Origin of the sequence: Pseudomonas sp. FG-3G (assembly GCF_901007645.1) — a bacterium.
GTDB classification, from domain to species: Bacteria; Pseudomonadota; Gammaproteobacteria; order Pseudomonadales; family Pseudomonadaceae; genus Aquipseudomonas; species Aquipseudomonas rhizophila.
Genome location: NZ_CAAKGZ010000044.1, coordinates 13102 through 34534 on the forward strand (window position 1 = coordinate 13102; position 21433 = coordinate 34534).

A 21433-nucleotide genomic window follows, 5' to 3' on the forward strand; every position below is an offset into this window, starting at 1 on the left:
CGTACAACGCAAAGGAGTCTGCATGGCTGGTCCTCGAAGTAAAGTTCTGGTTGGCCTTGGCTTGTGTGTATTGTTGGCCGGATGCGGTGATGAAAAGCCCGAGGAAAAGGCCCTGCCGAGGGTTTTCGTGCAACAGGCCGTGCCCACCGAATATGCCGCCTCGGTGACCCTCACCGGTGACGTCCAGGCCCGGGTGCAGACCGATCTGTCGTTCCGCGTGGCCGGCAAGATCGTCGAGCGCAAGGTGGATGTCGGTGACCGGGTTTCGGCCCGACAGGTGCTCGCCCGGCTCGACCCCCAGGATCTGCAGACTCGTGTCGACTCCGCCCAGGCTCAGGTGGCTGCCGAACAGGCGCGGGTCAAGCAGAGTGCGGCGGCGTTCGTGCGCCAGCAAAAACTCTTGCCCAAGGGTTATACCAGCCAGAGCGAATATGACACGGCCCAGGCGCAACTGCGCAGCAGCCAGAGTGCGCTGACCGCTGCCCAGGCCCAGTTGGCCAACGCCCGCGAACAACTGAGCTATACCGCGCTGATCGCCGAGGCTCCGGGCATCATCACGGCACGGCAGGCGGAGGTCGGCCAGGTGGTGCAGGCCACGGAACCGATCTTCAGCCTGGCCCAGGACGGAGAGCGCGACGCCGTGTTCAATATCTACGAATCACTGTTGCGCGAACCGCCCTCGGATCCCGCCATCGTCATCAGCCTGCTGGACAACCCGGCCATCAAGACCACCGGTACGGTGCGCGAGATCACCCCGGCGGTTTCCGCTGAAACCGGCACCGTGCAGGTCAAGGTGACGCTCAGTGAGTTACCCGAAGGCATGCGCCTGGGTTCGGTGGTCAGTGCTACCGCCAAGTCTGCCGGCAAGACCGCCGTGGAACTGCCCTGGTCGGCGCTGACCAAGAACCTTCACGATCCGGCGGTGTGGCTGGTGGACGATGCAGGCAAGGCGCAGTTGCACAATGTCACCGTCGGCCGGTATCTCACCGGAAAGGTCATCATCAGCGACGGGCTCAAGGGGGGTGAGACAGTGGTCACCGCGGGTGGGCAATTGCTGCATCCCGGCGTGCGCGTAGAGATCGCTGAAAATACCCATGAGAAATCCCCGACGGGAGTCCAGCCATGAAGCTTTTATGGATGGTCTCGGCTGGCCTGTTGCTGGCGGCGTGCTCGAAGGAAGAGCCGCCACCTGAGCCGGTGCGCCCGGTGTTGTCCATCGAGGTTCGCGCGCTCGACCAGCAAGCCCTTGGGCGCTTCGCGGGCAGCATCCAGGCCCGTTACGAGACCAATGTGGGGTTCCGCGTGCCGGGACGGATCGCCAGCCGCAACGTCGATGTCGGCGCCGAAGTGAAGAAGGGTGATTTGCTCGCTACCCTCGACCCCACCGATCAACAGAACCAGTTGCGCGCCGCCCAGGGCGACCTGGCGCGGATCGAGGCGCAGTACATCAACGCCCAGGCCAATGCCCGTCGCCAGCAGCAGTTGTTCGACCGTGGTGTCGGCGCGCAGGCGCAACTGGACATTGCCCAGACCGATCTGAAAACCACCGCGGCTTCCCTGGAACAGGCCCGTGCATCGGTGGAGCAGGCTCGCGACCAACTCAACTACAGCCAGTTGCACACCGACCACGATGCCGTCGTCACGGCCTGGAATGCCGAGGCCGGGCAGGTGGTCACTGCCGGCCAGCAAGTGGTGACCCTGGCGCGCCCGGACATCAAGGAAGCGGTGATCGACCTGCCGGCCGGCCTGGCTGAGCGCCTGCCCGCCGATGTCGTGTTCGAGGTCGCCGGGGAACTGGACCCGAGCATCCGCACGACCGCCACCGTGCGCGAGATCGAACCCCAGGCCCAAAGCGCCACCCGCACGCGCCGCGCACGGCTGACCCTGGGCGATACACCGCCAGGCTTTCGCCTGGGCACGGCCATCAGCGTGACCCTGAGCTCAACCATCGAGCCGCGCATCGAGCTGCCGCTCAGTGCCTTGCAAGAGGTTGATGGCACAACGCGGATCTGGCTTGTCGATCCGCAGAGTCAGACCGTTTCCCCCCGAGAGGTGAGGATTCTCAGCCGCTCCACCGACTCGGTGCTGGTGGCCAATGGCATCAAGCCCGGCGACCGTGTGGTCAGCGCCGGTGTGAACAGCCTCCAGCCGGGGCAGAAAGTGAAACTCGACGAGGACGCACGATGAAAGGGCCTTTCAACTTATCCGAATGGGCCCTGCGGCATCAGTCGTTTGTTTGGTACTTAATGTTCGTCGCCCTGTTGATGGGGGTGTTTTCCTACATGAACCTGGGGCGCGAAGAAGACCCCTCGTTCACCATCAAGACCATGGTCATCCAGACTCGTTGGCCTGGCGCGACCCAGGAGGAAACCCTCAAGCAGGTCACCGACCGCATCGAGAAAAAACTCGAAGAGCTCGACTCTCTCGACTATGTCAAAAGCTATACCCGACCAGGGGAGTCGACGGTGTTCGTGTACCTGCGCGATACCACCGACGCCGAGGAAATCCCCGGGATCTGGTATCAGGTTCGCAAGAAGATCGACGACATCCGTGGTGACTTCCCCCAGGGCCTGCAGGGCCCGGGATTCAACGACGAATTCGGCGATGTGTACGGGTCGGTCTATGCCTTCACCGGCGACGGGCTTTCGATGCGTCAGTTGCGCGATTATGTGGAGCAAGTGCGCGCCGAAATCCGTGAGGTACCGGGCCTGGGCAAGGTCGAGATGGTGGGCGAGCAGGATGAAGTCCTGTACCTGAATTTTTCGACCCGCAAGCTCGCCGCGCTGGGTATTGATCAGCGCCAGGTGGTGCAGAGCCTGCAATCCCAGAACGCTGTGACTCCCGCCGGGGTGATCGACGCCGGGCCGGAGCGGATTTCCGTACGCACTTCCGGGCAGTTCCAGTCGGAAAAGGACCTGGCCAACGTCAATCTGCGGCTCAATGATCGTTTTTATCGCCTGGCCGACATCGCTGACATCAGTCGCGGTTATGTCGACCCCGCGACCCCAATGTTTCGCTTCAATGGCACGCCGGCCATTGGCCTGGCGATTGCGATGAAGAAGGGCGGCAACATCCAGGAATTCGGCAAGGCACTGCACGCGCGCATGAACGAACTGACCGCCGATCTGCCAGTGGGCGTCGACGTGCATACCGTGTCGGACCAGGCCGAAGTGGTGGAGGAAGCGGTCGGCGGTTTCACCAGCGCGTTGTTCGAGGCGGTGATTATCGTGCTGGTGGTCAGCTTTATCAGCCTTGGCTTACGGGCCGGGCTGGTGGTGGCCTGCTCGATTCCGCTGGTATTGGCGATGGTCTTTGTGTTCATGGAATACAGCGGCATCACCATGCAGCGGATTTCCCTTGGTGCGCTGATCATCGCCCTCGGTCTGCTGGTGGACGACGCGATGATCACCGTGGAGATGATGGTCACGCGCCTGGAGAAAGGTGAAACCAAGGAGCAGGCCGCGACCTTCGCCTACACCTCAACGGCGTTCCCGATGCTCACCGGGACCCTGGTGACCGTGGCCGGGTTCGTGCCCATCGGCCTGAACGCCAGCTCCGCCGGCGAGTACACCTTTACCCTGTTTGCAGTCATTGCCGTGGCGATGCTGGTGTCGTGGATTGTCGCGGTGCTGTTCGCCCCGGTGATCGGCGTGCACATCCTCAGTACCCATGTGAAACCCCACAGCAACGAGCCAGGACGGATCGGCCGGGCTTTCAATGGCGGCTTGCTGTGGGCGATGCGCAATCGCTGGTGGTCCATCGGCATCACCGTGCTGCTGTTTGCGTTGTCGGTGTTTTGCATGCGTTTTGTGCAGAACCAGTTCTTCCCGTCTTCGGACCGCCCGGAAATTCTGGTGGACTTGAACCTGCCGCAGAACGCTTCGATGGACGAGACCCGCAAGGCGGTCGATCGCCTGGAGGCGACGCTCAAGGGCGACCCGGACATCGAGCGCTGGAGCACCTACATCGGTGAGGGCGCGATTCGTTTCTACCTGCCGCTGGACCAGCAGTTGCAGAATCCGTACTACGCGCAACTGGTGATCGTCAGCAAAGGCCTGGAGTCGCGCACGGCCCTCACCGAACGCCTGCAAAAGCGTCTGCGCGAGGACTTCGTCGGCATTGGCAGCTACGTGCAGGCCCTGGAAATGGGCCCGCCGGTGGGGCGGCCGATCCAGTACCGGGTCAGCGGCAAGGACATCGACCAGGTGCGCAAGCACGCCATCGAACTTGCCAGCGAACTGGACAAGAACACCCACATTGGCGAAATCATTTATGACTGGAACGAGCCGGGCAAGGTGCTGCGTATCGACATTGCCCAAGACCGGGCGCGGCAACTGGGCTTGTCTTCGGAGGACGTGGCCAGGCTGATGAACAGTATCGTCAGCGGTTCGCCGGTGACCCAGGTCAATGACGACATCTACCTGATCAACGTGGTCGGTCGTGCCGAAGACGCCGAGCGCGGTTCGCCGCAGACCCTGCAGAACTTGCAGATCGTCACGCCGAGCGGCACCTCCATTCCGCTGCTGGCGTTCGCCACAGTGCGCTATGAACTGGAACAACCCCTGGTGTGGCGTCGCGACCGCAAGCCCACCATTACCATCAAGGCCGCGGTGCGCGATGAAATCCAGCCCACCGATCTGGTGAAGCAACTGCAACCGGCCATCGATCAATTCGCTGCCGGCCTGCCGGCGGGCTACAAGGTCGCCACCGGGGGGACGGTGGAAGAAAGCAGCAAAGCCCAAGGGCCGATTGCCAGCGTCGTGCCGCTGATGCTGTTTTTGATGGCGACCTTCCTGATGATCCAGCTGCACAGTGTGCAGAAAATGTTCCTGGTGGCCAGCGTCGCGCCCCTTGGGTTGATCGGCGTGGTGCTGGCGCTGGTGCCGACGGGCACGCCCATGGGTTTTGTGGCGATCCTCGGGATACTGGCACTGATCGGCATCATCATCCGCAACTCGGTGATCCTGGTGACCCAGATCGATGAGTATGAACGTGACGGGTACGAGCCCTGGGATGCGGTGGTGCAAGCCACCGAACATCGGCGTCGGCCGATTCTGCTCACCGCGGCCGCCGCGAGCCTGGGGATGATCCCGATTGCCCGGGAAGTGTTCTGGGGGCCGATGGCCTACGCGATGATCGGCGGGATCATCATCGCCACCCTGCTGACGTTGTTGTTCCTGCCGGCGCTGTATGTGGCCTGGTACAAGATTCGCGAGCCCAAGCGCGACTGAACAGGCGTTGAATCATTGGGGCTGCGGTGCAGCCCCATCGCGAGCAGGCTCGCTCCCACATTGGATCTCGGTTGTACACCACGTGTGGCCGCTGAGATTTACTGTGGGAGCGAGCCTGCTCGCGATGCGGGTGCCTCATCACCTCTATTTACGCAACAACCGCAACCCATTGAACACCACCAGCAAACTCACCCCCATGTCGGCAAACACCGCCATCCACATGGTGGCAAACCCGGCAAAGGTGAATCCCAGAAAGATCGCCTTGATGACCAGCGCCAAAGCGATGTTCTGTTTCAGGATGCTCGAAGTCTGCCGCGACAGGCGGATGAACGCCGGGATCTTGCGCAAGTCATCGTCCATCAGGGCGACATCGGCGGTCTCAATGGCGGTGTCGGTGCCCGCCGCCGCCATGGCGAAGCCGATCTCCGAGCGCGCCAGGGCAGGGGCGTCGTTGATGCCGTCGCCCACCATGCCGACCCGGTGACCCAAGGCATACAGATCCTCGATGGCTTGCAGTTTGTCGCCCGGCAACAGATCGCCTCGGGCCTGATCCATGCCCACCTGTGCGGCAATCGCCTCGGCGGTATGAGCGTTGTCGCCGGTGAGCATCAGGGTCTTGATACCCAGCTCATGCAGTTGCTGGATGGCTTCGCGGCTGGAGTCCTTCACCGTGTCGGCGACGGCAAACAGCGCCAAGGGGCCTGAGTGGTCGAGCAGCAGCACCACGGACTTGCCTTGTTTTTCCAGGGCGAAGAGCTTCTCTTCCAGCTCGGCAGAGCACAGGCCCAGGTCTTCCACCAGACGGTGATTGCCCAAATGATAGGTCTGGCCGTTGATATCGCCGCGCACCCCGCGTCCCGGCAGCGCTGCAAAGTTATCCACAGCGTGCGGCGCCAGCTGTTTATCCACAGCTGCGTTGGCGATTGCGTGGGAGACCGGATGGTCGGAACGGGCGGCAAGACTGGCGGCCAAAGCGGGTGCCGTCGCTTCCACTGTCGGGTCGAGTGGAACGTAGTCGGTCTGCACCGGCTTGCCATGGGTGATCGTACCGGTCTTGTCCAGGGCCAGATAGTCGAGCTTGTGGCCGCCCTCCAGATACACGCCGCCCTTGATCAGAATGCCTTTGCGCGCCGCTGCGGCGAGGCCGCTGACAATAGTCACCGGGGTGGAAATCACCAGCGCACACGGGCAGGCCACCACCAGTAACACCAGCGCCCGGTAGATCCAGTCGAACCAGGTCGCCCCCATGAACAGCGGCGGGATCACCGCCACGGCCAACGCCAGGGCGAACACGGCCGGGGTGTAGATTTTCGAGAACTGATCGACGAAGCGCTGGGTCGGAGCGCGGGAGCCCTGGGCCTGCTCCACGGCGTGGATGATTCGCGCCAGGGTGGAGTGGTCGGCTGCGGCGGTCACGGTGTACTCCAGTTCGCCGGCCTGGTTGATGGTGCCGGCGAAAACCTTGTCGCCCACGGTTTTTTCCACCGGCAGGCTCTCGCCGGTAATGGGCGCCTGGTCGATGGTAGAGCGACCGGCGACGATGTCCCCGTCCAGACCCACCCGTTCGCCTGGACGAACCCGCACCCGTGCACCGAGGTTGATGGCCTTGACCGCTTGCACCTGCCAGGTGCCATCGGCCTGTTGCACGGTGGCCTGTTCCGGGGCCATCTGCATCAGGCCGCTGATGGCGTTGCGCGCCCGGTCCAGGGACTTGGCCTCGATCAATTCAGCCACCGTGAACAGGAACATCACCATCGCCGCTTCCGGCCATTGGCCGATCAGCACCGCACCGGTCACCGCGATGCTCATCAGTGCGTTGATGTTCAGGTTGCGGTTTTTCAGAGCGATCCAGCCCTTCTTGTAGGTACCGAGACCGCCGCTGAGGATCGACACCAACGCCATTAGCGCGACCACCCACTCCGGCGCGGCGCTGGTGAAGTGGATCACCTCGGCACCCAGGGCGGTGACACCCGACAGCGCCAGCGGCCACCAGGGCTTGGCCGGGGCGGGCAATTCGCTGGTTTCTTTTTCCTGGCCCGGGGCCAACGGCTCGGCCTGCATGCCCAGGGACTGGATCGCATCAATGATCGGCGAGTCGTTGGGCAAGTCGTGAGTCACGCCCAGCACGCGATTGATCAGGTTGAATTCCAGTTGTTGCACGCCTTCAAGTTTGCCGAGCTTGTTCTGGATCAGCGTCTGTTCGGTGGGGCAGTCCATGGCCTGGATGCGAAAACTGCTCAGCCGAGCGCCGTCCGTCGGCGCCTTGCCGAGCTTGACCACCGACGGTGCCGCTTTGGCTGAGCAGCAGGAATGCCCGTGGTCATGGCCGTGGTCGGGCTTGTGGGTATGAATGGAATCGCTCATCGGGTTACGTCCGTGAAAAGTGCCTGTTGCACAGTAAAGACCCTGTAGCCACTATAGGGTCAAGCACCTGTTTTGGAGGCAACGCCATGAAGATCGGCGAACTGGCAAAAATCACCGACTGCCAGGTCGAAACCATTCGCTACTACGAGCGCGAAGGCTTGTTGCCGGAGCCGGCCCGCAGCGATGGCAATTATCGGGTCTACACCCAGGCTCATGCCGAGCGGCTGACGTTCATCCGCAACTGCCGCACCCTGGACATGACCCTGGAAGAAATCCGCAGCCTCCTGGCCCTGCGCGACAGCCCTCAGGATCAGTGCGAAAACGTCAACGCGCTGATCGACGAACACATCCACCACGTCAAGGCGCGCATCGACGGTCTGCTGGCCTTGCAGACACAACTGATCGACCTGCGCCATCGTTGTGGCGAAGGGCCGGACCTGGATCAATGCGGGATTTTGCAGCGCCTGGAAGTGAGTGGCGCGGTGGCGCCGGAGGTGGAGCATTCACATGTGGGCAGGAGTCATGGGCATTGAGTCCTTGCCGTCAATCTCCAACACACTGAGCTCTGTGTGGGAGCGAGCTTGCTCGCGATAGCGGCTTAACAGTCAACATCTATGTTGAATGTAATGGCCTCATCGCGAGCAAGCTCGCTCCCACAGGGGGAGAGGTGGCGTGGCTTAGACCGCCATCGGCGCCGTCATCGGCGCGTGGTGCTGGTAGCCCTCGAGCGAGAAGTCGCTCGGTTCCACCAGTTCCAGCCACTCAGGCTGGTACACACCGGTCTTGGCGAACTCCGGCACGCGCTCGGAAATCACCAGTTTGGGCATCGGGAACGGCTCGCGCTTGAGCTGCTCGTTGAGCATGTCCAGGTGGTTTTCGTAGACGTGGGCGTCGCCGATGAAATAGGTGAACCAGCGTGGCGTGTAGCCGGTCAGGCGACCGATCAGGCTCAGCAGCGCGGCGCCTTCGGTGAGGTTGAACGGCGTGCCCAGGCCCAGGTCGTTGGAACGGATGTAGAGGGTCAGGGAGATTTCCTTGGTCTCGACATTCGGGTGGAACTGGTAGAGCAAATGGCACGGCGGCAGGGCCATTTCATCGAGCTGGGCGCAGTTCCAGCCGTGGAACAGGATCCGCCGGCTGCCCGGGTCCTTGATGATGGTGTCGACGCACTGGCGCACCTGATCGATGGCCTTGTACAGCACCACGTAGGCCTGACCGTTTTCTTCGCCCTCGGCGATTTGTCGGTAGCCCTGGGCCAGGGTTTGCTCGATGGCGGCCGGGTTGCTCAACGGGATCTGCTTGTAGGCTGGCCACTTGCGCCATTGCACACCATAGATCTCACCCAGGTCGTCTTCGCCCTGGCGAAACGGGTTGGCCAGCCATTGGGCGTTTTCGTTGGCGTTCTGATCCCAGACCTTGCAGCCCAGGGCACGGAATTCGGCGGCGTTGTTGACCCCACGGAGGAAACCGCACATCTCACCGATGGCTGACTTGAAGGCCATTTTGCGCGTGGTGATGGCCGGGAATCCGTCCTTCAGGTCATAGCGCAACATGGCGCCGGGAAAGCTGATGGTGTTTACACCCGTGCGGTTGGCTTGCTTGGTGCCGTTCTTGATGACGTGGGCCACCAGATCGAGATATTGCTTCATGGGTTACCTGTGTCCTTGAACCCGGGGCCAGCGCCCCGGGGTTCGAATTTAAATCTTGGCCGCCGCAGCCGGCGCACGATGATAGGCCAGCCAGATCAGCGCCAGGCCACCAATGATCATTGGCAGGCACAGCAACTGGCCCATGGTCAGCCAGTTCCACGCCAGATAGCCGAGTTGGGCGTCTGGTACGCGGACGAATTCAACGATGAAACGGAAGATCCCGTAGAACAGCGCGAACATGCCCGACACGGCCATGGTCGGCCGTGGCTTGCGCGAGAACAGCCACAGGATGGCAAACAGTGCCACGCCTTCGAGCGCGAACTGGTACAGCTGCGAAGGATGACGGGGCAGCTGCGCCGGGTCGCTGAACGGCGGGAAGACCATCGCCCATGGCACGTCGGTGGCCTTGCCCCACAATTCGGCGTTGATGAAGTTGCCGATGCGCCCGGCCCCCAGGCCAATCGGCACCATTGGCGCGACGAAGTCCATCAACTCGAAAAACGACTTGTTGTTGCGTTTACCGAACCACAGCGCTGCCAGCATCACGCCGATGAACCCACCATGGAACGACATGCCGCCCTTCCAGACTTCGAAGATCAGCGTCGGATTGGCTAGGTACGCGCTCAGGTCGTAGAACAAGACGTAACCCAGGCGTCCGCCAACGATCACGCCCATGGATAGCCAGAACACCAGGTCCGAGAGCTTTTCCTTGTTCCAGGTCGGATCGAAGCGGTTGAGCCGGCGCGACGCCAGCAACCAGGCGCCGCCGATGCCGATCAGGTACATCAGGCCGTACCAGTGGATTTTCAGCGGGCCGATGGCCAGGGCCACCGGATCGATCTGCGGGTAAGGCAGCATTGATATTCCTCGTAAACGTCAAAAATATCCGGGCGACGCTGCCACCTCGGGATTAAGCCAGGATTGCGTCAGAGCAGAAAACTCAAGCCCACGCTGAACAGCAAAGCGGCGAACAGCCGTTTGAGCAAGCGCGGTGACAGGCGATGGGCCAGTCGCGCGCCGAAGCGGGCGAAGACCATGCTCGTCAGGGCAATGCCCAGTAGCGCCGGCAAATAAACAAAACCGAGACTATGAGCCGGCAGCCGCGGATCTTGCCAGCCCAGAATCATGAAACTTAATGCACTGACCAGGGCAATCGGCAAACCGCAGGCCGATGACGTCGCCACCGCCTGTTGCATCGGCACGCTGCGCCAGGTCAGGAACGGCACGGTCAGCGAGCCGCCGCCGATGCCGAAAATCGCCGAGGCCCAGCCGATCACCGTCCCCGCCACGGTCAACCCGACCTTGCCCGGAACTGTGCGGCTGGCCTTGGGCCGCAAGTCCAGGCCCAGTTGTACGGCGACAATCAGGGCGAACACGCCGATGATTTTTTGCAGGTTCGGACCGGAAATCGCTTCGGCAGTGACGGCTCCGAAACCGGCACCGATCAGGATTCCAACGGTCATCCAGGCAAAAATCGGCCAGCGCACCGCGCCTTTGCGCTGATGCTCGCGCACGGCATTGACCGAAGTGAAGATGATCGATGCCAGGGACGTGCCGACCGCCAGGTGCGTCAACACCAGTGGGTCGAAGCCCTGCAAGGTAAAACTGAATACCAGCACCGGGACGATGATGATCCCGCCACCCACGCCGAACAGTCCGGCCAGCACGCCGGCACAGGCGCCGAGCAGCAGATAGAGCACAAATTCCACCAGCGTCCCTCGCCCATCCTAGAAACAAGAGCGGCATGGTAACGGATCCATGGCCTTGGGCTCCACTCAAGGCGATGGATGCCGGGGCGATGTCTGGGTAGAGTGAAACCCACAACAGCTGTGCTCGGCTTTATTTTTAAGGGGACTATCTGATGTGCCTGATCGTATTTGCCTGGCGCCCCGGCCACGCCCGGCCGCTGATCGTGGCGGCCAACCGCGATGAGTTCTACGCGCGCCCGACCTTGCCCCTGGGGCAATGGCCTGACGCCCCTGATGTCCATGCCGGTCGCGATCTGGAAGCCGGAGGGACCTGGCTTGGCGTCGGCGCCGATGGCCGTTTCGCTGCCCTGACCAACATTCGCGACCCGGCCCAGCCGCCCGGCTTCAAGTCCCGTGGTGAACTGGTGGCGCGATTTTTGAGCGGAAATCTTTCAATTGCCGATTATTTGAGCGAAGTGGTGCCCCATGCCGGTGAGTACGGCGGGTTCAACTTGCTGTTGGGCGATGGCACCGAACTGTGGCACCACAATGCCCGCGATGCCCGGCCACAGCGACTGGCCGAGGGTGTCTACGGTTTGTCGAACGCCGGGCTGAACACGCCATGGCCCAAGCTGCTCAAGGCTCGGGCGGCGTTGGTCGAGGTACTGGACGATCCGCAGCCCCAGGCCCTGTTGGCGCTGCTGAACGACCCGCAGCCGGCCCCGGTAGCCGAACTGCCGGACACCGGCGTAGGGCTGGCGACCGAGACACTGTTGTCGAGTGTGTTCATCACCAGCCCTGCTTACGGGACGCGAGCGAGTACGGCGCTGATTGTCCATGCCGATGGGACGCGGCATCTGGTCGAGCGCAGTTATGGGCCGCTTGGGGGGCATTTGGGGGAGGTGGAGTTTAAGGTTTGATTTTGTGCTGTCATTTCTGGCCCCATCGCGAGCAGGCTCGCTCCCACAGTAGATCTTCAGTAAACACAAACGTTGTGAACAACCGAGATCCCCTGTGGGAGCGAGCCTGCTCGCGATGAGGTCGCTAAAGATTCAGAGCGTCTTGTTCGACGCCGGATTGATCATCCGCGCCAACCCAAGGTTCTTCAGCGCCAGTTGCAAGGAGCTGTGGATTACCTGCGGATTATCGATCGTCATCACTTCGGCCAGCAGTTCCTGGGCCTTGCTGAGGTTGATCTGACGCAGCATCCATTTCACTTTCGGCAGGTTGGTGGCGTTCATCGACAGGCTGTCAAAGCCCATCGCCATCAGCAGCACCGCCGCCGCCGGGTCCCCGGCCATTTCGCCGCAGATACTCACCGGCTTGCCTTCGGCATGGGCGTCGCGGACCACATTCTGCAGGGCTTGCAGCACCGCCGGATGCAGATAGTCGTACAGGTCGGCGACCCGCGGGTTGTTGCGGTCCACGGCCAGCAAATACTGGGTCAGGTCGTTGGAGCCGACCGACAGGAAGTCAACCTGGCGCGCCAGTTCCTTGGTCTGGTAAACCGCCGCCGGAATCTCGATCATCACCCCCACCGGCGGCATCGGCACGTCGGTGCCTTCATCGCGCACTTCGCCCCACGCCCGGTGGATCAGGTGCAAGGCTTCTTCCAGCTCATGGGTGCCGGAAATCATCGGCAACAGGATGCGCAGGTTGTTCAGACCCTCGCTGGCCTTGAGCATGGCGCGGGCCTGGACCAGGAAGATTTCCGGATGGTCGAGCGTCACGCGTATCCCGCGCCAGCCAAGGAAGGGGTTGTCTTCCTTGATGGGGAAGTAGGACAGGGATTTGTCCCCGCCGATGTCCAGGCTGCGCATGGTCACCGGTTGCGGATGGAAAGCGGCCAACTGTTCGCGATAGATCGCCAGCTGTTCCTTTTCGCTGGGGAAGCGCTGGTTGATCATGAAGGGCACTTCGGTGCGGTACAGGCCCACACCCTCGGCGCCGCGTTTCTGCGCCCGGGCCACGTCGGCCAGCAGGCCGGTGTTGACCCACAGCGGCATGCGGTGGCCGTCGAGCGTCACGCAAGGCAGGTCCCGCAGCGCATCCAGGCCCAGGGACAGTTGCTTTTCTTCCTCCACCACATCGGCAAACTGCTTGCGCAGCAATTCGGTGGGGTTGGTGTAGACCTCGCCGTGGTAGCCATCGACGATCATCTGGATGCCGTCGACCTTTGAATACGGCAGGTCCACCACGCCCATGACCGTCGGAATGCCCATGGCGCGGGCCAGGATCGCGACGTGGGAGTTGCCCGAACCCAATACCGAGACCAGCCCCGCGAGCTTGCCTTCAGGCACCTCGCCGAGCATGGCCGGGGTCAGTTCTTCGCTGATCAGGATGGTGTTATCGGGATAGACCAGGGTCTGCTGGCGTTCCTGTTGCAAGTAGGCCAGCAGCCGGCGGCCGAGGTCCTTGACGTCGGAGGCACGCTCGCGCAGGTAGGCGTCGTCCATCAGTTCGAAACGGTTGACGTGGTCGGTCACCACCTGGCGCAACGCACCCTGGGCCCACTGACCGGTCTTGATGACCGTGGTCACCTCGCTGCCCAGGGAGGCGTCGTCGAGCATCATCAGGTAAACGTCGAACAGCGCGCGCTCTTCGGGGCGCAGCTGCGTCGCCAGTTTCGCCGACAGGGCGCGCATGTCGGCCCGCACGCCCTCGATGGCTGTCTTGAACAGGCCCAGTTCGGCGGGGATGTCGACGATGGTCTTGTCCGGCACTACGTCGAGGTCGGCGGGCGGCAACATGACCACCGCCGTACCCACTGCCGCGCCGGGTGAGCCTGGCACGCCGACGAACTTGGCTTCCTGGATGCCCTTGCCCTGGCGGCCCAGGCCGCTGATCGACCCGGTGGCTTCGGCGTGGGCGATAACCCCGGCCAATTGCGCGCTCATGGTCACGAGGAAGGCTTCTTCACCTTCGTCGAACTGGCGACGCTCCTTCTGCTGGATGACCAACACGCCGACGACACGGCGGTGGTGGATGATCGGTGCCCCGAGGAACGAGGCGTAGCGTTCTTCGCCGGTCTCGGCAAAATAACGATAGCGCGGGTGATCCGCGGCATTTTCGAGGTTCAGCGGTTCTTCGCGCGTGCCGACCAGGCCGACCAGACCTTCATTGGGTGCCATGCTGACCTTGCCGATCGAGCGCTTGTTCAAGCCCTCGGTGGCCATCAGCACAAAACGGTTGGTCTCGGGGTCCAGCAGATAGACCGAGCAGACTTGGCTGCCCATGGCCTCTTTGACGCGCAATACAATAATCCCCAACGCCGCCTTGAGATCCTTGGCGGAGTTAACTTCCTGGACGATCTTGCGCAGCGTATTGAGCATGGCTCGGGGTCGAACTCCGTCGTCAGTCGCGCGTCAGCAGGCGCGGGGCAAGCTCTTTGAGGGCGCGTCGGTATACCTCGCGCTTGAATGTCACCACCTGGCCCAACGGATACCAATAGCTGACCCAGCGCCAGCCATCGAACTCCGGTTTACCGGTCAAATCCATCCGCACCCGCTGCTCGTTGGAGATCAGGCGCAGGAGAAACCATTTCTGCTTCTGGCCGATGCACAGCGGTTGGCTATGCGTTCTGACCAGGCGTTGCGGCAAACGATAGCGCAACCAGCCCCGGGTGCAGGCGAGTATTTCGACATCTTCTCGCTCAAGCCCCACTTCTTCGTTCAACTCGCGGTACAAGGCCTCTTCGGGCGTCTCCTGAGGGTTGATCCCACCCTGGGGAAACTGCCAGGCGTCTTGATTGATACGGCGAGCCCATAGCACCTGCCCTGCATCATTCGTAAGAATGATCCCCACATTGGGTCGGAAACCATCGGGATCGATCACGGCAACAACCTCGCAAACGCATGTCGCCGCATTGTTCCACAAAGGTTGTGAAAGCAGCAACGAGCCTTCCTACCTTATGTGCACTCTTGTGAAAAGTCCGTATTCTGGACGCCTTTCTTCAGATTCTTCAGCGAGTAACTGCAATGCGGCTGGCTTTATTCGACTTGGACAACACCTTGCTGGGCGGCGACAGTGACCACGCCTGGGGCGATTACCTGTGTGAGCGCGGTTTCCTCGACGCCGTTACGTACAAGGCGCGCAATGACGAGTTCTATCAGGATTACCTGGCCGGCAGGCTCGACAACGCCGAGTACCTGAATTTTTGCCTGGAAATCCTTGGCCGCACGGAGATGGAGGTGCTGGCACAGTGGCATCTGGACTACATGCGCGACTGCATCGAACCGATTGTGTTGCCCCAGGCGATCGAGCTGTTGAGTAAACACCGTGAGGCCGGCGACAAGCTGGTGATCATCACCGCCACCAATCGCTTCGTCACCGGACCGATCGCCGAGCGCCTGGGAGTCGAAACCCTGATCGCCACCGAGTGCGAAATGATCGACGGGCGCTACAGCGGGCGCAGTACCGACATTCCGTGTTTTCGTGAGGGCAAGGTGATGCGGCTCAATCGTTGGCTGGAGGAGACCGGGTATTCGCTGGACGGCAGTTACTTCTACAGTGACTCGATGAATGACCTGTCACTGCTGGAAGTGGTGACCCATCCGGTGGCCGTGGATCCGGACCCGAACCTCAGGGCCGAAGCCCAGAAGCGTGGTTGGCCGGTGATTTCGTTGCGCGGCTGAAATCGTCATCGCGAGCAGGCTCGCTCCCACACTGGATGTGCGTCGTTCACAAACCCCTGTGGGAGCGAGCCTGCTCGCGATAGGGTCGACGCGGTCTAACGCCTTAAACCGGCTTGGCCCCCATCAACCCCGCAATGGCGACAAAGCAGACAAAACTGAACAGCGCCAAGGCAAAGGTAAATTTCCCGCTCCCTCCCGGCGCCTTGCGCAGTTTGTTCAATCGCACCAACAGCCAGAACCCCGCCAGCGCCGCCACGGTGTAGAGCACACTGGAAGCCAGCAACCAGGTCTGCCCCAGTGGCCAGCCGATCTGATGCACCATCCACCACCCCGTGAATGGCAAGCTCACCAGCGCCAGGGCCATCACCAGCCAGACAAACACCCGCGGGCGTTGCAATGTGCGCGCGGCCGCCGTGGCATCGCCGTTGCGGCGCGTCCTCCAGACCCAGATGGCCAGCCCCAGGGCACCCGCCAAGAGCAATACCGTGGCGACGACATGGGCGATCTTCAGCGCGGTTAACGTTTCCATCGTTGGATTTCCTTGAGTCTTGCCGGGCAGTCTAGCTCTGCTTTAGCCCAGGAACAGCTGATACGCCGGGTTATCGCTTTCATCCCAGTACGGATAGCCGATTTCTTCCAGGGCTGCCGGTACCAGATGACGTTCATCGTGCGGTACCTGCAGGCCCGCAACCACACGACCATCCGCCGCACCATGGTTGCGGTAGTGGAACATCGAGATATTCCAGCGTCCGCCCAGCTTGTTGAGGAAGTTGAACAGCGCCCCCGGACGTTCCGGGAATTCGAAGCGCAGCACCACTTCGTCGATGACGTGGGCCGCATGCCCGCCCACCATGTGGCGAATGTGCAGTTTGGCCAGTTCGTTGTCGGTCAGGTCCACCACCGGGAAGCCTTGCTCGGTCAGGCTGGCGATCAGCGCGCTGCGCGGGTCGTTTTCCGGGTGCGTCTGCACGCCCACGAAGATGTGCGCTTCGCTGCCCGTGTTGTAGCGATAGTTGAATTCGGTGATCTGGCGCTTGCCGACGGCTTCGCAGAAGGCCTTGAAGCTGCCTGGCTTCTCGGGAATGGTCACTGCGATGATCGCCTCGCGGCCTTCGCCCAGTTCGGCACGCTCGGCCACGTGACGCAGACGGTCGAAATTGACGTTGGCGCCGGAGTCGATGGCCACCAGGGTCTGCCCGCTGACGCCGCGCGATTCGACATACTTCTTGATCCCGGCCACGCCCAAGGCGCCGGCAGGTTCGGTGATCGAGCGGGTATCGTCGTAGATATCCTTGATGGCCGCACAGATCTCGTCGGTACTGACGGTGATGACTTCATCCACGTAGTGCTTGCAGATGTCGAACGTGTGCTGGCCGATCTGCGCCACGGCAACGCCGTCGGCAAAGAGCCCCACGGTCGGCAGCACCACTCGCTCGCCAGCAGCCAGGGCGGCTTGCAGGCAATTGGAATCGTCCGGCTCGACGCCGATCACCTTGATGTCAGGCCGCAGGTATTTCACGTAGGCCGCGATCCCGGCGATCAGCCCGCCGCCGCCCACCGGGACGAAAATCGCATCCAGACGCCCCGGATGTTGGCGCAGGATCTCCATCGCCACCGTGCCCTGCCCGGCAATGGTGTGGGGATCGTCATAGGGGTGAATGTAGACGTAGCCCTTTTCGTCGACCAGTTTCAGCGAATAGGCCAGGGCTTCGGGGAACGAATCACCGTGCAACACCACTTTGCCGCCTCGGGAACGTACGCCTTCGACTTTGATTTCCGGAGTGGTCTTGGGCATCACGATGGTGGCTTTGACGCCCAGCACCTTGGCCGCCAGGGCCAGGCCCTGGGCGTGGTTGCCCGCCGAAGCCGTGACCACGCCGCGTGCGCGCTCTTCGTCGCTGAGCTGGGTCAGCTTGTTGTAGGCGCCGCGAATCTTGAACGAGAACACCGGCTGCAAGTCTTCGCGCTTGAGCCAGATGTTGTTGCCCAGCCGCTCGGAGAGCTGGCGGGCAGTCTGCAATGGGGTTTCCACGGCAACGTCGTAAACGCGCGAGGTGAGGATCTTTTTGACGTACTGTTCAAGCATCGGAAAGCATCACTGAGCGGGTTGGGCAGGGCCAAGGAGTCTAACCCGGCTTTTGGCTGGGCGACCACACGAATCCCAAGGTTTTGTTGGGTTATACTCGCGTCCCTCTTTACTCCCCGTCCGCTTTCGGAGCCCGCATGACCCAGGATCAACTCAAACAGGCCGTGGCCCAGGCCGCTGTCGACCTCATCCTCCCGAAACTGGATGACAAGAGCATCGTTGGGGTCGGCACCGGCTCGACGGCCAATTGCTTCATCGACGCACTGGCGCAGCACAAAGGTGCGTTCGACGGCGCGGTCGCCAGCTCCGAAGCCACCGCCGCGCGCCTGAAGGGCCACGGGATTCCGGTCTATGAGCTCAATACCGTGAGCGACCTGGAGTTCTATATCGACGGCGCCGATGAAAGCGACGCGCACCTGAACCTGATCAAGGGCGGCGGCGCGGCCCTGACCCGCGAGAAGATTGTCGCGGCCGTGGCCAAGACCTTCATCTGCATCGCCGACGCCAGCAAACTGGTGCCAGTCCTCGGCGCGTTCCCGCTGCCGGTGGAAGTCATCCCGATGGCCCGCAGCCATGTGGCCCGCCAACTGGTGAAGCTGGGCGGTGACCCGGTGTACCGCGAAGGCGTGCTGACCGATAACGGCAACATCATCCTGGATGTCCATAACCTGCAGATCACCAACCCGGTGGAACTGGAAAGCCAGATCAACGCCATCGTCGGCGTGGTCACCAATGGCTTGTTCGCGGCTCGCCCGGCGGATGTGTTGTTGCTGGGGACGCCTGAAGGGGTGAAGACCCTGCGGGCTGAGTAATCCGGCCAGATAACCTGCTCTTTCAGTGATTCAGCCCCTGTGGGAGCGAGCCTGCTCGCGATAGCGGTCTACCCGACACATCCATGTTGGCTGACGCACCGCCATCGCGAGCAGGCTCGCTCCCACATCAGGTTTTTTGGGGATCAAGGCTGCGGTTTCTTGAAGACGTAGAACAGGTTCGGTTCGCTCACCACATACAAGTTGCCATCATCGTCCATGGCAACGCCCTCGGCCTGAGGGACGGTTTTTTGCAGCCCTTGACGGCCCTTGCTCAACGACAGCGTGCTCAACGGGCGGCCGTCGATGTCCAGCTCGATAATCAATCGCGACTCATCGGACAGCGCCAGTAAATGGCCGCTGCGCTCGTCGTATTGCAGGCTAGAAAGATCGCGTACGAACAGTCCGGCATCGCGCTTGGGGTTGTTGATTACATGGACAGCGTAGGATTTGTCCGGTTTGTGATGGGGAAAGCCCCGCACTTCATAAATCAGCATCGGATCGCGCTCCTTAGCCACGAACAACCGTTTGCCCACTGAGTCGTAGGCCAACCCTTCGAACCCTTTGTTACCGTTCAGGTGCAGGCCAAGCGTCATTTGCTCTGCGTCGGCGGCGTCGAGGAATTGGGTATCGTCGTCCAAGTGAATCTTGATCAGCCGCTGCTGACGCTCGTCGGTGATGACGTAAATGTCCTGGCTGATGAACTCCACCGCCTCCGGGTCGCCGAAGCCAATCAGGGCGATGCGCCTAAGGATCTTGCCGTCCAATGACAGCTCGATCAGTTCGGCATTCTTGTTGGTAACGGTAAAGAGGCTCTTGCGGATTGGATCGTACGTCAGCGCCGAAACGTCATTGTCCAGGCCTTCGATCACCTGCGCCTCGACCGTAACCCGATACTGGTCCAGGGCAATGGCCTGCTCGCTGGGAGGCTGCCAGAGGGTGTTGAAGTTGAACCACGCGCGCTCGAACAGGCGCAGGTATTGAGCTGCTGCGATCAAAGCGATCAGTACGATCATTATCAGCAGCAGGATCAAGGGCTTCGGGCGGGCAAGTCGACGCATGTGGGTGGGCTCGGATGAGAACAGGTGGTTGGAAATACCACGGCTGCCTGAACTGAAGCTTAATGGCCGGATGCCACACCCTACGGCGAAGGATGAATTACCTTACAGAGTTGCGCTATCAGCGTTGTTTTTCGAAACGATAGAACAGGTTCGGCTCGCTGACCATGTACAGGTTGCCAGCCTCATCGAGGGCGACGCCTTCGGCACGGGGGATCGTATCCTTGATACCGTTGAAACCGCCCAGCAAGGTCATGAAGCTGACCTGTTCCCCTGCATCGTCCAGCTCCAGCAAGAGATGGGAGTCGGCCGACAGCAGCAGCGAGTGCCCCGTGCGAGGATCGATCGCCAGCGCCGACAGGTTGCGCAGGTCCAGCTCGTCGCTGGCATGGATCTGTTTGTCGCCCTTGAGCAGTTGGCTGCCGTCGCTTTTCCAGGTGAACAACGCTGGCGGACGCTCTTCACCCAAGGCCAATTGCTGGTTGCGTGGATCCCAGGCGACGCCTTCGAAGCCCTTGTTCTGGTTCTTGGACGGGCCGAGATCGTAGTGGGGGAAATCCGTGCTGTTCAGTTCGCGAGTATCGGCATCGACCTGGATGATCGACAGCGTGTGTTTTCGTTCATCGGTAATAGCCATCAGGCCATTCTCCATGTAGGCCACGCCTTCAGGATTGCTCCAGCCCACCAACGGCATTTTGCGCAGCACGTCACCCTGCAGGGTGAGTTCCACCAGAAACGGATGCTTACCCATGATCGCGAACAGGGTTTTGGTCTGTGGGTTATAGGTCAGGTCGGACGCTTCATCCTCTTCCATTCCTGGCAGGACCTTGGCATCAATCACCGCGTGGTAGTCCGGCAGCCAGATGCTTTCCTGGCGCTGGGCGGGGCTCTCGAGACGTTCCGATGCCCACAGCAGGCCCCGGTCATCCCAGTGCATGGCATACGCCAGCCAGTAAAAGGCCCCGGCTGCTAACAGCGACCAGGCGGACCAGGGCAGCGAGAAGCGAGCGCGGCGGACGGGGCTGGAGGAGGGCCGAGCTAGAGGAGTGGCCATCAGGGGGATGCGTTCCAGGTATTCGGGTTAGGAAAATGAATGGCTCAGACGCCGTATTCCCTGGAATTATCCGGATGGCATGTGAAAAAAATGGTAAATGGCGAGAGCCGTCCATCCATGTGGGCACGAGCCGGCTCGCGCCCACGCGGGACGGTGCCTTGCGGTTAGCGAACGCTGCTTTCGAAACGGCTCGCGCCTGGCAATTCCAGTACCAGTTCATCCCCGACGTTCAACGGTCCCACGCCCGCCGGAGTGCCAGTGAGGATCACGTCGCCGGCCTGCAATGAGAAGCAGCCAGCCATGTATTGGATCATCGGCACGATGGGGTTGAGCATCAGGCTGCTGTTGCCGTCCTGGCGCACTTCACCGTTGATGGTCAGGCGAACCGGGATGTCGGTCAGGTCGGCAAAGGTGCCGCTGGACACGAAAGGTGCCAGCACCGCCGCACCGTCGAAGGATTTGGCGACTTCCCAGGGCAAGCCCTTGGCCTTGAGCTCGGCTTGCTTGTCCCGCAGGGTCAGATCCAGGGCCGGGGCGAAGCCGGAGATGGCATCCAGCACTTCCTCGGCACTGGGCCGGGTCGACAGTGGCTTGCCGATCAGCACGGCAATTTCAGCTTCGTAGTGCACCGCACCACGGTCGGCGGGGATGCTGAAACCGCCTTCCAGCGGCACCGCGCAGCTGCCGGGCTTGATGAACAGCAGGGGTTCGGTAGGTACCGGGTTATCCAGTTCCTTGGCGTGTTCGGCGTAGTTGCGGCCAATGCACACGATTTTTCCCACCGGGAAATGAATACGGGTACCGTCGACATACTGGTGCTGATAGCTCATTACCGACTCCTGCTTCTGGGATTCATCAGG

At 61.8% G+C, this 21433-nt stretch carries 18 protein-coding genes; 7 read left to right on the top strand and 11 right to left on the bottom strand.

The features are described from left to right. The first annotated feature begins 22 nt into the window (after positions 1-22). Genes PSEUDOMOFG3G_RS25050 through PSEUDOMOFG3G_RS25060 form a run of 3 tightly spaced genes read left to right on the top strand, consistent with a single transcriptional unit; the run spans position 23 to position 5231 of the window. Entirely contained in the window at positions 23-1126 is a 1104-nt protein-coding gene (locus PSEUDOMOFG3G_RS25050; RefSeq protein ID WP_139048793.1) for an efflux RND transporter periplasmic adaptor subunit, read from the top strand. After that, the gene (locus PSEUDOMOFG3G_RS25055) at positions 1123-2187 is read left to right on the top strand and encodes an efflux RND transporter periplasmic adaptor subunit (RefSeq protein WP_139048794.1); all 1065 of its coding nucleotides are present in this window, start codon (positions 1123-1125) and stop codon (positions 2185-2187) included. Before PSEUDOMOFG3G_RS25050 ends, PSEUDOMOFG3G_RS25055 begins: the two co-directional genes overlap by 4 nt. Beyond that, entirely contained in the window at positions 2184-5231 is a 3048-nt protein-coding gene (locus PSEUDOMOFG3G_RS25060) for an efflux RND transporter permease subunit (RefSeq protein WP_139048795.1), read from the top strand. Before PSEUDOMOFG3G_RS25055 ends, PSEUDOMOFG3G_RS25060 begins: the two co-directional genes overlap by 4 nt. A 144-nt stretch (positions 5232-5375) precedes the next feature. Here the strand turns inward: PSEUDOMOFG3G_RS25060 and PSEUDOMOFG3G_RS25065 are convergent, their stop codons facing one another. Beyond that, positions 5376-7595, bottom strand: coding sequence for a heavy metal translocating P-type ATPase (locus PSEUDOMOFG3G_RS25065; RefSeq protein ID WP_139048796.1), 2220 nt, complete (start codon positions 7593-7595; stop codon positions 5376-5378). A gap of 86 nt (positions 7596-7681) precedes the next feature. Between PSEUDOMOFG3G_RS25065 and cadR the strand changes: the two genes are divergently transcribed. Beyond that, positions 7682-8128, top strand: coding sequence for a Cd(II)/Pb(II)-responsive transcriptional regulator (gene cadR / locus PSEUDOMOFG3G_RS25070; protein ID WP_076383258.1), 447 nt, complete (start codon positions 7682-7684; stop codon positions 8126-8128). Between the two features lie 144 nt (positions 8129-8272). Here cadR and PSEUDOMOFG3G_RS25075 read toward each other — a convergent pair whose 3' ends face one another. The 3 genes from PSEUDOMOFG3G_RS25075 to PSEUDOMOFG3G_RS25085 all read right to left on the bottom strand — a co-directional run bounded on the left by PSEUDOMOFG3G_RS25075 (position 8273) and on the right by PSEUDOMOFG3G_RS25085 (position 10953). Continuing rightward, positions 8273-9244: a thymidylate synthase gene (locus PSEUDOMOFG3G_RS25075; protein WP_047226810.1), complete on the bottom strand. Its 972-nt coding sequence runs from the start codon at positions 9242-9244 to the stop codon at positions 8273-8275. Positions 9245-9292: 48 nt separating this feature from the next. Further along, the gene (gene lgt, locus PSEUDOMOFG3G_RS25080) at positions 9293-10102 is read right to left on the bottom strand and encodes a prolipoprotein diacylglyceryl transferase (RefSeq protein ID WP_076383259.1); all 810 of its coding nucleotides are present in this window, start codon (positions 10100-10102) and stop codon (positions 9293-9295) included. A gap of 68 nt (positions 10103-10170) precedes the next feature. Beyond that, positions 10171-10953, bottom strand: coding sequence for a sulfite exporter TauE/SafE family protein (locus PSEUDOMOFG3G_RS25085; protein ID WP_076383260.1), 783 nt, complete (start codon positions 10951-10953; stop codon positions 10171-10173). A gap of 152 nt (positions 10954-11105) precedes the next feature. On the opposite strand from PSEUDOMOFG3G_RS25085, the gene PSEUDOMOFG3G_RS25090 reads away from it, so the two are divergent. Next, positions 11106-11852: an NRDE family protein gene (locus PSEUDOMOFG3G_RS25090; protein WP_139048797.1), complete on the top strand. Its 747-nt coding sequence runs from the start codon at positions 11106-11108 to the stop codon at positions 11850-11852. Positions 11853-11984: 132 nt separating this feature from the next. Here the strand turns inward: PSEUDOMOFG3G_RS25090 and ptsP are convergent, their stop codons facing one another. Then, positions 11985-14264 (bottom strand): phosphoenolpyruvate--protein phosphotransferase, encoded by a 2280-nt coding sequence (gene ptsP / locus PSEUDOMOFG3G_RS25095; RefSeq protein ID WP_047226814.1) that lies wholly within the window; start codon positions 14262-14264, stop codon positions 11985-11987. Between the two features lie 22 nt (positions 14265-14286). After that, positions 14287-14766 carry an RNA pyrophosphohydrolase gene (locus tag PSEUDOMOFG3G_RS25100; RefSeq protein ID WP_003186867.1) on the bottom strand — a complete coding sequence of 160 codons (480 nt, stop codon included), beginning with the start codon at positions 14764-14766 and terminating at the stop codon, positions 14287-14289. Positions 14767-14909: 143 nt separating this feature from the next. Here PSEUDOMOFG3G_RS25100 and PSEUDOMOFG3G_RS25105 point away from each other — a divergent pair, with 143 nt between their 5' ends. Continuing rightward, the gene (locus PSEUDOMOFG3G_RS25105) at positions 14910-15566 is read left to right on the top strand and encodes an HAD family phosphatase (RefSeq protein WP_139048798.1); all 657 of its coding nucleotides are present in this window, start codon (positions 14910-14912) and stop codon (positions 15564-15566) included. Positions 15567-15669: 103 nt separating this feature from the next. On the opposite strand, the gene PSEUDOMOFG3G_RS25110 is transcribed toward PSEUDOMOFG3G_RS25105, so the two are convergent. Together PSEUDOMOFG3G_RS25110 and ilvA are read right to left on the bottom strand one after the other, a co-directional pair. Beyond that, on the bottom strand, positions 15670-16095 hold the full coding sequence (locus PSEUDOMOFG3G_RS25110) for a DUF2269 domain-containing protein (RefSeq protein ID WP_076383263.1): 426 nt from the start codon (positions 16093-16095) through the stop codon (positions 15670-15672). 42 nt (positions 16096-16137) lie between these two features. Continuing rightward, positions 16138-17652, bottom strand: a complete 1515-nt coding sequence (ilvA, locus tag PSEUDOMOFG3G_RS25115) for a threonine ammonia-lyase, biosynthetic (protein WP_047226817.1) — start codon at positions 17650-17652, stop codon at positions 16138-16140. 137 nt (positions 17653-17789) lie between these two features. Between ilvA and rpiA the strand changes: the two genes are divergently transcribed. Then, the gene (rpiA, locus tag PSEUDOMOFG3G_RS25120) at positions 17790-18464 is read left to right on the top strand and encodes a ribose-5-phosphate isomerase RpiA (RefSeq protein ID WP_047226818.1); all 675 of its coding nucleotides are present in this window, start codon (positions 17790-17792) and stop codon (positions 18462-18464) included. A gap of 143 nt (positions 18465-18607) precedes the next feature. On the opposite strand, the gene PSEUDOMOFG3G_RS25125 is transcribed toward rpiA, so the two are convergent. From PSEUDOMOFG3G_RS25125 to PSEUDOMOFG3G_RS25135, 3 genes are all read right to left on the bottom strand, one after another. Beyond that, positions 18608-19522: an SdiA-regulated domain-containing protein gene (locus tag PSEUDOMOFG3G_RS25125; RefSeq protein WP_139048799.1), complete on the bottom strand. Its 915-nt coding sequence runs from the start codon at positions 19520-19522 to the stop codon at positions 18608-18610. Positions 19523-19640: 118 nt separating this feature from the next. After that, complete coding sequence (locus PSEUDOMOFG3G_RS25130) at positions 19641-20573, bottom strand: SdiA-regulated domain-containing protein (protein ID WP_139048800.1); 933 nt, start codon at positions 20571-20573, stop codon at positions 19641-19643. A gap of 164 nt (positions 20574-20737) precedes the next feature. Next, entirely contained in the window at positions 20738-21403 is a 666-nt protein-coding gene (locus tag PSEUDOMOFG3G_RS25135) for a fumarylacetoacetate hydrolase family protein (RefSeq protein WP_047226821.1), read from the bottom strand. Between the last annotated feature and the right edge of the window lie 30 nt (positions 21404-21433).